At 67.1% G+C, this 11,692-nt stretch carries 15 protein-coding genes; 7 read left to right on the forward strand and 8 right to left on the reverse strand.

Annotation, left to right across the window (positions count from 1 at the left end; translation table 11 throughout):
- Nucleotides 1-10: 10 nt before the first annotated feature.
- Entirely contained in the window at nt 11-922 is a 912-nt protein-coding gene (locus B9C43_RS13390) for a 1,4-dihydroxy-2-naphthoyl-CoA synthase (protein WP_200825540.1), read from the forward strand.
- Nucleotides 922-2,046 carry an o-succinylbenzoate--CoA ligase gene (gene menE / locus B9C43_RS13395; protein ID WP_084426493.1) on the forward strand — a complete coding sequence of 375 codons (1,125 nt, stop codon included), beginning with the start codon at nt 922-924 and terminating at the stop codon, nt 2,044-2,046. The genes B9C43_RS13390 and menE overlap by 1 nt, the downstream gene beginning before the upstream one ends.
- On the opposite strand, the gene B9C43_RS13400 is transcribed toward menE, so the two are convergent.
- Complete coding sequence (locus tag B9C43_RS13400) at nt 2,009-2,410, reverse strand: hypothetical protein (protein ID WP_033384608.1); 402 nt, start codon at nt 2,408-2,410, stop codon at nt 2,009-2,011. The two genes, menE and B9C43_RS13400, sit on opposite strands and share 38 nt — an antisense overlap.
- A gap of 21 nt (nt 2,411-2,431) precedes the next feature.
- On the opposite strand from B9C43_RS13400, the gene B9C43_RS13405 reads away from it, so the two are divergent.
- Both B9C43_RS13405 and B9C43_RS13410 read left to right on the forward strand, forming a co-directional pair.
- Entirely contained in the window at nt 2,432-3,520 is a 1,089-nt protein-coding gene (locus B9C43_RS13405) for a hypothetical protein (protein ID WP_084428081.1), read from the forward strand.
- A 17-nt stretch (nt 3,521-3,537) separates the two neighbouring features.
- Complete coding sequence (locus B9C43_RS13410; RefSeq protein ID WP_084426495.1) at nt 3,538-4,413, forward strand: 1,4-dihydroxy-2-naphthoate polyprenyltransferase; 876 nt, start codon at nt 3,538-3,540, stop codon at nt 4,411-4,413.
- Here the strand turns inward: B9C43_RS13410 and cds1 are convergent.
- The 6 genes from cds1 to B9C43_RS13440 all read right to left on the reverse strand — a co-directional run bounded on the left by cds1 (nt 4,408) and on the right by B9C43_RS13440 (nt 8,951).
- Nucleotides 4,408-5,499: an L-cysteine desulfhydrase Cds1 gene (cds1, locus tag B9C43_RS13415; protein ID WP_084428082.1), complete on the reverse strand. Its 1,092-nt coding sequence runs from the start codon at nt 5,497-5,499 to the stop codon at nt 4,408-4,410. The two genes, B9C43_RS13410 and cds1, sit on opposite strands and share 6 nt — an antisense overlap.
- Nucleotides 5,500-5,665: 166 nt before the next feature.
- Nucleotides 5,666-6,688: a mechanosensitive ion channel family protein gene (locus B9C43_RS13420; RefSeq protein WP_200825541.1), complete on the reverse strand. Its 1,023-nt coding sequence runs from the start codon at nt 6,686-6,688 to the stop codon at nt 5,666-5,668.
- An 18-nt stretch (nt 6,689-6,706) separates the two neighbouring features.
- The gene (locus B9C43_RS13425; protein ID WP_084426497.1) at nt 6,707-7,855 is read right to left on the reverse strand and encodes an RNA polymerase sigma factor; all 1,149 of its coding nucleotides are present in this window, start codon (nt 7,853-7,855) and stop codon (nt 6,707-6,709) included.
- Nucleotides 7,852-8,193 carry a YciI family protein gene (locus tag B9C43_RS13430; RefSeq protein ID WP_084426499.1) on the reverse strand — a complete coding sequence of 114 codons (342 nt, stop codon included), beginning with the start codon at nt 8,191-8,193 and terminating at the stop codon, nt 7,852-7,854. Before B9C43_RS13430 ends, B9C43_RS13425 begins: the two co-directional genes overlap by 4 nt.
- Nucleotides 8,194-8,232: 39 nt before the next feature.
- Entirely contained in the window at nt 8,233-8,493 is a 261-nt protein-coding gene (locus B9C43_RS13435; RefSeq protein ID WP_033384594.1) for a DUF4229 domain-containing protein, read from the reverse strand.
- Between the two features lie 5 nt (nt 8,494-8,498).
- Nucleotides 8,499-8,951: an Lrp/AsnC family transcriptional regulator gene (locus tag B9C43_RS13440; RefSeq protein WP_033384593.1), complete on the reverse strand. Its 453-nt coding sequence runs from the start codon at nt 8,949-8,951 to the stop codon at nt 8,499-8,501.
- A gap of 56 nt (nt 8,952-9,007) precedes the next feature.
- Between B9C43_RS13440 and B9C43_RS13445 the strand changes: the two genes are divergently transcribed.
- The 3 genes from B9C43_RS13445 to B9C43_RS13455 all read left to right on the forward strand — a co-directional run bounded on the left by B9C43_RS13445 (nt 9,008) and on the right by B9C43_RS13455 (nt 10,070).
- Nucleotides 9,008-9,430 carry a VOC family protein gene (locus B9C43_RS13445; RefSeq protein WP_033384602.1) on the forward strand — a complete coding sequence of 141 codons (423 nt, stop codon included), beginning with the start codon at nt 9,008-9,010 and terminating at the stop codon, nt 9,428-9,430.
- 138 nt (nt 9,431-9,568) lie between these two features.
- The gene (locus tag B9C43_RS13450; RefSeq protein WP_033384592.1) at nt 9,569-9,781 is read left to right on the forward strand and encodes a BldC family transcriptional regulator; all 213 of its coding nucleotides are present in this window, start codon (nt 9,569-9,571) and stop codon (nt 9,779-9,781) included.
- Nucleotides 9,782-9,881: 100 nt separating this feature from the next.
- Nucleotides 9,882-10,070, forward strand: a complete 189-nt coding sequence (locus B9C43_RS13455; RefSeq protein ID WP_033384591.1) for a hypothetical protein — start codon at nt 9,882-9,884, stop codon at nt 10,068-10,070.
- Between the two features lie 9 nt (nt 10,071-10,079).
- On the opposite strand, the gene B9C43_RS13460 is transcribed toward B9C43_RS13455, so the two are convergent.
- Nucleotides 10,080-11,636, reverse strand: a complete 1,557-nt coding sequence (locus tag B9C43_RS13460; RefSeq protein ID WP_235038589.1) for a MinD/ParA family ATP-binding protein — start codon at nt 11,634-11,636, stop codon at nt 10,080-10,082.
- Nucleotides 11,637-11,692: the final 56 nt, after the last annotated feature.

Here is an 11,692-nt window from a genome sequence, read left to right on the forward strand (position 1 = left end):
CCTCGCAAATGTGTCTGACACCGTTGTTTCGGAGCTGTTCGATCCGGCCGCCTGGCGCGAGATCCCCGGCTTCGACTTCACTGACATCACCTACCACCGCGCCGTGGACCAGGGGACTGTGCGCATCGCGTTCAACCGTCCCGACGTGCGCAACGCCTTCCGGCCGCACACGGTCGACGAGCTCTACAAGGCGCTGGACCACGCCAGGATGAGCTCCGACGTCGGCTGCGTGCTGCTGACCGGCAACGGCCCGTCGCCCAAGGACGGCGGCTGGGCCTTCTGCTCCGGGGGTGACCAGCGAATTCGCGGAAAAACCGGCTACCAGTACGCGAGTGGCGAGACGTCGGACACCATCGACCCGGCGCGCGCAGGCAGGTTGCACATCCTCGAGTGCCAGCGGCTGATCCGGTTCATGCCGAAGGTCGTCATCTGCGTGGTGCCCGGCTGGGCCGCGGGCGGCGGGCACAGCCTGCACGTGGTGTGCGATCTCACACTCGCCAGCGAGGAGCACGCCCGCTTCAAGCAGACCGACGCCGACGTCGGCAGCTTCGACGGCGGCTACGGCTCGGCGTACCTGGCGCGTCAGGTCGGCCAGAAGTTCGCCCGCGAGATCTTCTTCCTCGGCCGTAGCTACACCGCCGAGCAGATGCACCAGATGGGCGCGGTGAACGCGGTCGTCCCGCACGCGGAACTGGAGAAGACCGCGCTGGAGTGGGCGCGGGAGATCAACGGCAAGTCCCCGACCGCGCAGCGGATGCTGAAGTACGCGTTCAACCTGATCGACGACGGCCTGGTCGGCCAGCAGCTGTTCGCGGGCGAGACCACCAGGCTCGCGTACATGACCGACGAGGCGGTGGAAGGCCGGGACGCGTTCTTGCAGAAGCGCACGCCCGACTGGTCGGCCTTCCCGTACTACTACTGATGAGAAGCGTCGTCGCGATCTCGCCTGCCGAGGTCTTCGAGCACCTGCCCGCCGCGTTGGCCGGGTCAGGTCCCGCGCTGCTGCCCGGCGGTCCCGAGTCCTTGACGGGTCCGCTCGGGCCTGGCGAGGACTCTCCGGCAGACCCCACGGCTGTCGTGGTCGCGACGTCCGGCTCGACCGGCGAACCCAAGGGCGTTCTGCTGTCGAAGAGCGCCTTGCTGGCGTCAGCCGAGGCGACGCACAAGCGCCTCGGCGGCCCGGGTCGCTGGGTGTTGGCGACAACGCCGCGGTACATCGGCGGCATCCAGGTGCTGGTCCGGTCGCTGCTGTCGGAGATGCCGCCAGTGCCCGTCGACCTGGAAAGCGGGTTCCGGGTCCCGGACTTCGTCGCGGCGGTCAAGGAAGTCCTCAAGGCCCCGAGCAGGCACTACACGGCACTCGTCCCGACGCAGCTCGCGCGGATCGTGGCCGTGCCGGAAGGCCTTGCCGCGCTGCGGTGCTTGGACGGGGTCGTGATGGGCGGCGCCCCACTGTCCGACGAGCTACGCGAGGCTGCCGCCGGGGCCAAACTCGTGTCCGCGTACGGGATGAGCGAGACCGCAAGCGGTTGCGTCTACGACGGCGTGCCCCTTGAGGGTGTCCGAGTGAAGCTCGTCAACGACCGGGTAGCCATCACCGGACCGGTACTGGCCAGGGGTTATCGCGGCAGACCGGATCTCACCCAGGAGAGCTTCGCCGACGGCTGGTTCATCACGTCCGACCTCGGCCGCATCGTGGATGGCAAGCTGGAGATCCTCGGCCGGGCCGACGACATGATCAACACCGGCGGGGTGAAGGTCCCGGCCAATGCCGTCGAGCGGCTGCTGGAACGGCACGTCGAAGCGGCCTGTGTGGTGGCGCTCGACCATCCCGAGTGGGGGCAGATCGTGGCCGCTGCCGTGGTCGGCGACGTCGACATCGAGCACTTGCGCAGGCACGTACGGGCCGAACTCGGCGCTCCGGCGGTGCCGAAGGTGCTGAAAGTGATCGAGGAGATGCCCCTGCGCGGCCCTGGAAAGGTCGATCGGGCGGCGGTACGCCGGATACTCAACCCGATCGAGCGCGACGCGCCCGGATCCAGCTGACCGACACCTCGGCGACGAGGTAGCACACTGCCCACATGATCGTGGCGGCGACCGAAGGAACCGCTGGTCTGGCAACCAACCAGCTGGTCAGGACGAGCAGCACGGCGACAGTGGTGATCACCCCGGCCGCTTCGACACGCATCAAGTGCAGCGACAGCCAGCTCAGCACCGGCACGAACGCCAGCGTGAGCACGAGTGGGAACAGCACGGCGAACACGAGATCCACAGCGGCGGCACCCATCGAGGCGAAGACGCACGACCAAGTGTCGCCACAGGTCACCGCCATCCGGGGCGTGAGCAGGCCCGCGACCCACGGGACCAGGCTCATCACCGCTCCCACGAGCGTCGCCAGCAGTGTTCGCACAGCCTCATGCTGGCGGCCGGAATGAGACGCTGGGGCGCATTTGCGCTAGTTGCCGTCTGTCTAGCCGCGACAGCCATTCCAGCTCTGGCCAGCACTCAATTCGAGGTCGACGTCCCGCTCGCCGAATACCTCCAGGAAAGCACGGGCGTCTTCCGCACCGCCGACGGCATCTCGACCGCCGACACGGGCATGGCCATCTATCCGCCGACCGAGCTGCCGATGGCCGTGAACACCTTCACAGCCGCGGTTTCCGGCGGTCAGCTCGACCTGCGAGGCAAGCTGCCGGACGGCGGGTGGACTGAGTGGACCGACACGGGGACGCTCGACGTGTCCACCAAGACCGTGCAGGTTCGCTTGGTATTCAACGAAAAGGTCCGCAGCGCGCGCCTTGCTCTGCGGCACGTCCCCATTCGACCAAGGACGAACGCGACACCGCTGTCGTATCGCGTGTTCGCGACTCGCGAGGGGCTCGTGGGCGGGAAGACCGCGAACGGGCACATCATCGTCGAACGTGACCACTTCGCCGCCTTGCCGTCCCGGCGCGGCCTGTCGCCCAAACAGACAGGCAGCTACAGCGTCCAGGTGTGCGCGCCCAACGGGCGCTGCGCGTGGGCGCCGGTGTGGGACGTCGGCCCGTGGAACACCCGTGACGACTACTGGAACCACCCGCGCCAGGAGTGGCAGGACCTGCCACAGGGCACGCCCCAAGCCCAAGCGGCCTACCAGAACGCGTACAACAACGGCCTTGACCAGTTCGGCCGGAACGTCCGCAATCCCGCCGGTATCGACCTCGGCGACGGAACGTTCTGGGACGCGCTGAAGCTGACCGGCAACGCGTGGGTGACCGTGACCTACCTGTGGACGGGCTCCGGCCCGCATGGCTATGTCCGCACGCCAGGCGACACGTTGAACGTCCGCAGCGGCACCAACTCGAACGCGCCGATCGTCGGGCTCGCGGGGCACCTTGCGCAGGTACGGGTCGAGTGCGAGACCGTGGGCGAGGAACTGACCGGCAGCCAGGGCACGAGCGACCGGTGGCTGCGGATCGCGCCTGGCAGGTACGTGGCCAAGGCGTATGTATCAGGGGTCACGGGCGCCGTCACCTGCTGAGTTGCAACACTGTCAGTATGGCGACAGTCGCGCAGTGGATGGCGGGCGCACGAGTCCGCACGTTGCCCAACTCGATCTCGCCGGTGCTGGTCGGCGCCGGCGCGGCGGTGGCGATCGACGGGTTCGTGTGGTGGCAGGCGCTGCTCGCCCTGATCGTGGCGCTGGCGTTCCAGGTCGGCGTGAACTACGCCAATGACTACTCGGACGGCATCCGCGGCACGGACACCGAGCGCGTCGGCCCGTTGCGCCTGGTCGGCTCGGGTCTCGTGCCACCGGCGGCGGTGCGGACGGCCGCGTTCGCGTGCTTCGGCATCGCGTGCCTGGCTGGGCTCGGACTGGTCATCTCCAGCGGCCAGTGGTGGCTGATCGCCGTCGGTTTCGTCTGCCTGCTGGGCGCTTGGTACTACACAGGCGGCAAGAACCCGTACGGCTACGTCGGTCTCGGCGAGCTGGCGGTGTTCCTGTTCTTCGGTCCCGTACCGGTTCTCGGCACGTTGTATGTCCAAACAGGACGGGTTACGTGGCTCGCCGTGATCGCGTCGATCGCGCTCGGCTGCTTCTCCGCAGCGGTACTGGCCTCCAACAACCTGCGCGACCGCCCGACGGACGCGGAGTCCGGCAAGCGCACAATGGCTGTCCGCCTTGGCGATCAGGGCGCGCGGACGTTTTACGCCGTACTCGCGCTGATCCCGTTCGTGGTCACCTTCGTGCTCGCATTCCTTGCCAGCCCGTGGTTCCTGCTCGGCCTGTTCGCGGCGCTGAAGGTCTCGCCGAGCGTCCGCGCTGTCTACAGTGGAGCGGTCGGGCCCGCGTTGATCCCCGTCCTCAAGGACACCGGGATCGCCATGTTGATCTGGGCAGTCGCGACGACGGTTGCCGCGATCGTGTCATGACGCCCACCGGCCGGTTTCGAAGAAGTCGGCCAGGACCCGGTGGTACGGCTCAAGTTCGAGGTCGTTCGCGGCCACCCAGCCGTCGTCGTAGTAGGTGTGCCCGTACCGCTCGCCGCCGTCGCACAACAACGTGACCACGCTGCCCTGCACGCCCGCGGCGATCATCTCGGAGATCACCTCGAACGCTCCCCACAGGTTCGTGCCCGTCGACCCGCCGACGCGACGGCCGAGAATCGGCTCGACGTAACGGATCGCGGCGATGGAAGCGGCATCCGGCACCTTGATCATCCGGTCGATCACCTGCCCGACGAACGACGGCTCGACCCGCGGCCTGCCGATGCCCTCGATCCGTGACCCACGGCAACCGGTGAGCTCAGGCAAGGTGTCCCGCCACGCGTCGAAGAAGACCGACCGCTCCGGGTCGACGACAGCAAGGTGCGTGCGCATCGACCGGTACCGCAGGTAACGCCCGATGGTCGCGCTCGTGCCGCCGGTGCCCGCCCCGACGACGACCCAGGCCGGTTCCGGATGCGGCTCCAACGCCATCTGCTCGAACATCGACTCGGCGATGTTGTTGTTGCCCCGCCAGTCCGTGGCCCGCTCGGCGTGCGTGAACTGGTCCATGAAATGCCCGTTGAGCTCGGCCGCGAGGCGGCGCGACTCGGTGTAGATCGCACTCGGTTCGTCGACGAAGTGGCAGCGCCCACCCTGCCGCTCGATCAACGCGACCTTCTCGGTACTCGTCGACGCGGGCATCACCGCGATGAACGGCAGGTCGAGCAGACGCGCGAAGTACGCCTCGGACACGGCGGTGGACCCGGAGGAGGCCTCGATGACCGGTGTGCCCTTGGTGATCCACCCGTTGCACAGGGCGTAGAGGAAGAGCGACCTCGCAAGCCGGTGCTTGAGCGAGCCGGTCGGGTGTGTCGACTCGTCCTTCAGGTAGAGCCGCACGCCCCACTCCACCGGGAGCGGGAACGTCAGCAGGTGGGTGTCCGCGCTGCGGTTGGCGTCCGCCTCGATGATCCGCACGGCCTCGCACACCCAGTCCCGGGTGGTCTCACAACATCGATCGACTGTGGTCACGGATGCACAGTAGGCGCAGACCCGGCTGTTCCGCACGAACGGTCCGTTGGCAAATCCAGTTGTCCACAACCGGCGAGTAACCCCCTTGACCAGGCATTACCCCGATAGAATGGGATCGGGGACGCCCCCGGGATGGGTGGGGCTGCCTTGCTTTGGTCGAGTGAGGTCACTCCTGGGTGATTACTCGCTGAGTGCCGCCCGGGAGGTATTCCGGGTAGTTGTCGCGCATGAAGACGATCAGCTTCTCGCGGATCTCGCAGCGCAGATCCCATGCGCTCGGGGCGTCCGCGGCGGAGGCGAGGACCCGTACGACCATGGTCAGCTGGGTCGAGTCGACGACTTGGAGGACCCATTCGCGCCGGTCCCACAGATCCGAGGATTCGACGACGCGTTGGGCCTCGGCGCGCAGCACCTCGACCGGCGCGCGGTAGTCAAGGTGCAACTGGACCGCGCCGATCACGCGGGTTTCGTGGCGGGTCCAGTTCTGGAACGGGGTTTTGGTGAAGTACGTCGTCGGCAGCACCAGCCTGCGTTCGTCCCACAGGTGGACCACGACGTACGTCAGGGTCATCTCCTCGATGCGGCCCCATTCTCCCTCCACCACAACGACATCGTCGTAACGCAAGGAGTCCGTGAGGGCCAGCTGCATGCCCGCGAAGACGTTCGTCAACGTCGTCTGCGCCGCCAGACCGGCGATCACACCGACAATTCCGGCCGAGGCCAGCAGGGACGCGCCGAGCGTGCGCAGTTCGGAGAAGGTCATGAACATCGACGCGATGGCGATGATCGTTATCGCCGCGCCGGTCAGTCTTCTGATCAACGCGACCTGGGTGCGCAGCCGTCTGATCCGCCGGTTGTCCGGGACGTCCATGTTCAGCCGCTGCAGTGCGAAGTCCTCGATCACGAAGAGGACCCGGATCACCAGCCAGGCCGCCACCACGATCAGCACCAGCAGCAACGCGTGCCGGATGCCTGCGATGAAGCGGTTTTCATACTCGAACAGCACGATGTAGTTCGCCGCGACCACAAGCACGGCCATGAACGGCTTATGGCAGTTCTCGTGCAGCTTGGTCAGGGTCCGCCGGTAGCGGCGTCGCGCCACGAAGCGAACCAGCACCCCTGTCAGCCAACCGGCCAGCAGGGCAGCCGCGGTCGCGATAGCAACAGATAGGACAATTCGCCACAACACCCGTCCCAGCCTGACTGATCATGGCCGGGCTCGCGAATCGACGCGCTCCCTGAAGAACGCAGCCTCGGCCGGGGTCGGGGCCAATGAAGCCGCCAGCCGGTCGGCTTCCGCCGCCTCCGGGCAACGCCCGAGAGCACGCAGGAACTCCGCGCGGGCGGCGTGCAGCAGGTAATAGTGGCCCAGGTCAACGGAAAGCCGGTCGGCCTCGGCCAAACCCGCTGCGGGGCCATCAATCTCAGCCAACGCCACCGCACGACCCAAGGCAGCAGTGGGCGACGGGTACACCGCCACCAATTCGTCGTACAGCGCAAGGATTTGCGGCCAGTCTGTGTCCGCATATGTCGGTGCCGACGCGTGCAACGCCGCGATCGCGGCTTGCAATGCGTACGGCCCGCCGCCTCGCAAAGCCTTCTCCACCAAGGGAAGAGCCGCGGCGATCGCTTCGTGATCCCACAACGAGCGGTCCTGCGCGGCGAGCGGAACTGGCTTGCCATCAACGAACCGAGCAGCCGAGCGGGCCACGGAGAGCCGGATCAACGCCAGTAAACCGAAGACCTCAGGCGACGGCAGCAACGACTCCAGCAACGTAGCCAATTCCAGCGCGCGATCCGTCGACCCGGCGGTGTAGACCAGGTAGACCACGGCGAGCACAGCAGGCAGCCGGGACGTGAGGTCGTCGGGTACCTGGAACGGGATCCCGGCCGATCGGATCTTCTTCTTCGCCATGGTCAGCCGCGCGGCCATGGTCGCCTGTGGCACGAGGAACAAGTGGGCGATCTCACTCGTCGGCAGGCCGCACACCAACCGCAACGTCAACGCCACCCGTGCGTTCAGCGCCAGTGCGGGATGGCAGCACATGAAGATCAACCGCAGCCGCTGATCCTCGATCACCTCGGGGGAACCGTCCGGCACGACAAGCAACGGCAGCTTGCGTGCCAACGCGTCCGCGCGGCGCATCCGGTCGAGGGCTTTGCGTTTCGCGGTCGTGGTCAGCCAGCCACCCGGGTTCGGCGGGACGCCTTCCTCCGGCCAGACGGCCATGGCGGATTCGAAGGCCTCCTGGACCGCGTCCTCCGCTTCGTCGAAGTCACGGGTCAGGCGCATCGTCGCGGCCAGCACAGCGGCCCACTCGCGCCGATGCGCCTGCTCCACCGCCTCGAAGGTCATGCGTCCCAGATCGGCCGGATCTCCACGCCCGAGCACATCGGCGCGCGCTTGGCGACCTCGATCGCTTCGTCGAGGGTGTCCGCCTCGATCACGTAAAAGCCGCCTATGTGCTCCTTGAGCTCAACGAACGGCCCGTCGGTCACCAGTACGTCATCGCCCTTCGGACGAAGCGTGGTGGCCGTGTAGGAGGGCCGCAACGCCTCGCCGGAGAAGGGGCGACCGCGTGCGGTGAGGTACTGGATGAACTCGGCGTGCTCGGCGAGTGCCTTGTCCAGCTCTTGCTGGGGGACCGCGGTCCAGTCGGTGTCCGGTTCGTGCAACAGCAGCATGTATTTCATGTCCACCCCACGAACGGGACAGGCGGGAAATCGAAGTCCCTACGACTCTTTGTCGCCACGGAGTTCGGCGCGCAGCCGGGCACGTTCCGCGCCGCGCTCGGCCATGCCCGCGGTGACCCGCTGGTTCAGGCCTTTGAACAGCACAAGGCTGAGCGGGAACGCCACCACGACGGCGACGGCCAGCCCGACAAGCAATGGGATCTTGACCAGCACGAGGACCGCGGTCACGACGGCGACGAGCGCGAGCCGCGCCCCCGTGTACAACGCCAGGTCCCTGCCGAAATGGGCTTCCACAGTCACGCAGCCTACTCGGCGGTCACGGTGTTCGGCCGCCCCTCGAACCTCGTGGACAGCACGACCGTGGTGCGGGTCCGTGCGACGCCGTCGATCCGGCGCAGCCGCCCCAGTGTGCGTTCGAGCTCGTCGACCGTGGGGACGCGGACTTTCACCACGAACGCCTCGTCACCCGCGACCGCCCAGCAGGACTCGACCTCGGACAACTCGCCCAGCTTGATGGCGACTTCGCTGTCCTCGGCGTTGTCGGATGGCTGGATTCCGACGAGTGCGGTGACGCCGAGACCGATCGAACTCGGGTCGACCGTCGCGTGATACCCGGTGATGACCCCGCTGGTCTCGAGCTTGCCGACCCGCTCGTGCACCGCCGACGCGGACAACCCCACCTGACGGCCGAGTTCCGCGTATGTGGCGCGGCCATTGAGCCTGAGCTCATTGATGATGCGGCGGTCCAAGTCGTCCACGGCACGCAGCCTACGACCACGGCGAAATGTCGGTAGTCGGCAGTACGGTCGCCGCCATGGCATACGACTTTCAGGTGACTATCGACTGTGCCGACCCGCATACGCTGGCCGACTGGTGGGCGGAGGCGATCGGCTGGGACGTCGAGCCCAGCAAGGAGGCCTTCATCCGGCAGATGGTCGACGAAGGTAAAGCCTCGGAATCCGACACCAAGACCCACAAAGGCGTGCTGGTCTGGCGCGTCGGCCAGGCCATCCTGCACCCGGAGTCGGGCCGCCGGATCCTCTTCCAGCTCGTGCCCGAGGCCAAGACCTGCAAGAACAGGGTCCACCTCGACATCAGGGTCGGCGACGAGCGCAGGGAGGCTGAAGTGACCAGGCTCACCGCCCTCGGAGCAAAAATTTTGCACCGCGGATCGCAGGGTCCGTTCAACTGGGTCACGATCGCGGACCCGGAGGGCAACGAGCTCTGCCTGTCTTAGCTGGTCAGAGGGGGTAATGTCCAGAGTGGGCGTTTTGCCCCTTACTACCTCTTTACCTTTACTTAGCCGTTCGAGTACCCGACGGGTGAGATGACACGATGCGACCGGAACGCCTGGAATTTGTGTAAGGAGGCGGAGATGACAGCCACCATTGGTCACGTCGGCGAACGACTGCTCACCCCTGGAGAGGTGGCCGCCCTGTTCAGGGTGGACCCGAAGACCGTGACCCGCTGGGCCACCGCCGGACGGATCGGTTCGATCCGCACGCCGGGTGGGCACCGTCGGTTCCGTGAGTCCGAGGTGAAAACCCTGCTGGCCGAGCTGACCACCGAAGCCAGTCATAACGACTGATACCACTGTCCGTCACATTCGGCCATCGCCTGCATGGGGTGGCGGCGCAAGTCGGACGAACGGGCTAACCTCGGGTACTGACACTCGAGGAGGTGGCGACATGCTGTATTTGCTCGCCGCGGTCGGAGCGTTGACCGTCGCGGTACTGCTGTGGCGCGCGTTCGGAGCGCAGGCAGCCGGCGTCACGGCACGCCGGGAGCGCGGCGTGGCCGCCCCCGACGACGACCCGGAGTTCTTGCGCGGGTTGGACGAACGCAACAAAAAGGCCGGCGAGGATCCGCCGGCCTGACACGAGGCGCTACTGCACGGTGGCGAAGTCGTCAGCGACAGTAGCGGCCATCTCGAGCAACGCCATCTTGGTGGCGTGCTCCAGCCGGTCCAGTTCGATCTCCGCACCTTCTTCCAGGTGCGGATCGAACGGGATCCGGCACACCGCGCGGCACCGAGCGCCGAAGTGCGCGGCCAGCTTGTCCAAGTCGACCGAGCCGGACTTCGGCCGGACCGAGTTGATCACCGCGACCGACCTGGCGACCAGGTTGCGATAGCCGTGCGCGTCAAGCCAATCCAGGGTCGCCGAGGCGCTGCGAGCGCCGTCGACCGACCCGGACGACACGATCACCAGCGAGTCGGCGATGTCCAGCACGCCCTTCATCGCCGAGTGCATCAAGCCGGTGCCGCAGTCGGTCAGCACGATGTTGTAGAAGTGCTCGAGCAGTGCGACCGTGCGCCGGTAGTCGTCCTCGCTGAACGCTTCCGACACTGCCGGGTCCTGTTCACTGGCAAGCACTTCCAGCCTGCTCGGGCCCTGCGAGGTGTACGCGCGCACGTCGCTGTACTTCGTCACGCGGCTCGCGTCGCGCAGCAAGTGGCGAACAGTTGCCGTTGTCTCCAACGGAATCTTCTGGCTGAGCGTGCCGCGGTCCGGGTTCGCGTCCACGGCGATCACGCGGTCGCCCCGAAGTGACGAGAACGTCGAGCCGAGCGTCGTGGTGACGGTGGTCTTGCCGACGCCGCCCTTCAGGCTCAGCATCGCGATCTTGTAGCAGCCCCGCAGTGGCTGGCTGACCCGGGCGATCAGCTCACGGCGCTGCACGTCCTCCGCGCTCTCGCCCATGTTGATCAGGTGGCCGGTCGCCTTGTAGACGGCCTTGCGCCAGCCGGACTGCGGCTTCGCCTTCTCTTGCTTGATCAGCCGGGAGCTGGCCAAGTCGTGCGGCACCGGGTGAGCCGCGGGCTGCTGCTGCGGCGGATACGGCTGGGGGTACTGGTATCCCTGCGGCTGCTCAGGCACCTGGTACGGACCCGAACCACCCTGCGGAACCTGATAAGGACCAGAGCCGCCAGGCACTTGGTAAGGACCCGAACCGCCCTGCGGGACTTGGTACGGACCGGAACCACCCTGGGGAACCTGGTACGGGCCTGACCCGCCCGGAGGAACCTGGTACGGACCCGAACCGCCCTGCGGAACCTGATAGGGCCCGGAGCCGCCGGGCACTTGGTAAGGACCCGAACCGCCCTGCGGAACCTGGTACGGACCGGAACCACCCGGAGGAACCGGGTACGGCCCAGAGCCGCCGGGAACCTGGTGCGGGCCGGACTCGCTGGCCACCTTGTGCTGCCCGGACTCGCTCGCGTCGCTCGGCGACGACGGGTACGGCGCCGAGTCGGTGGACGGCTCGACGTACAGCTCGGGTTGGTCAGCGGCCGTCTCGTCCTCAGCGGTGTGATCGGCCGGAGGGTTGTCTCCGCTAGGCGGCTGCCACGCGGCATCGGGCCGCTGAGCGGAGTCGTCGTAGCGTCCAGTCACCCCGGTGTCCCTCCTGCGGACGTCAAGGATCGAGACCTCCTCGACCACCTCGTTGCGACGGTAGCTGTAGCTGTGCGCGCAGGTCGAACGGGGTTACCCGTTCG

The sequence above is a fragment of the Kibdelosporangium aridum genome (assembly GCF_900176515.1).
In the GTDB taxonomy this organism is placed as follows: Bacteria; Actinomycetota; Actinomycetes; order Mycobacteriales; family Pseudonocardiaceae; genus Kibdelosporangium; species Kibdelosporangium aridum.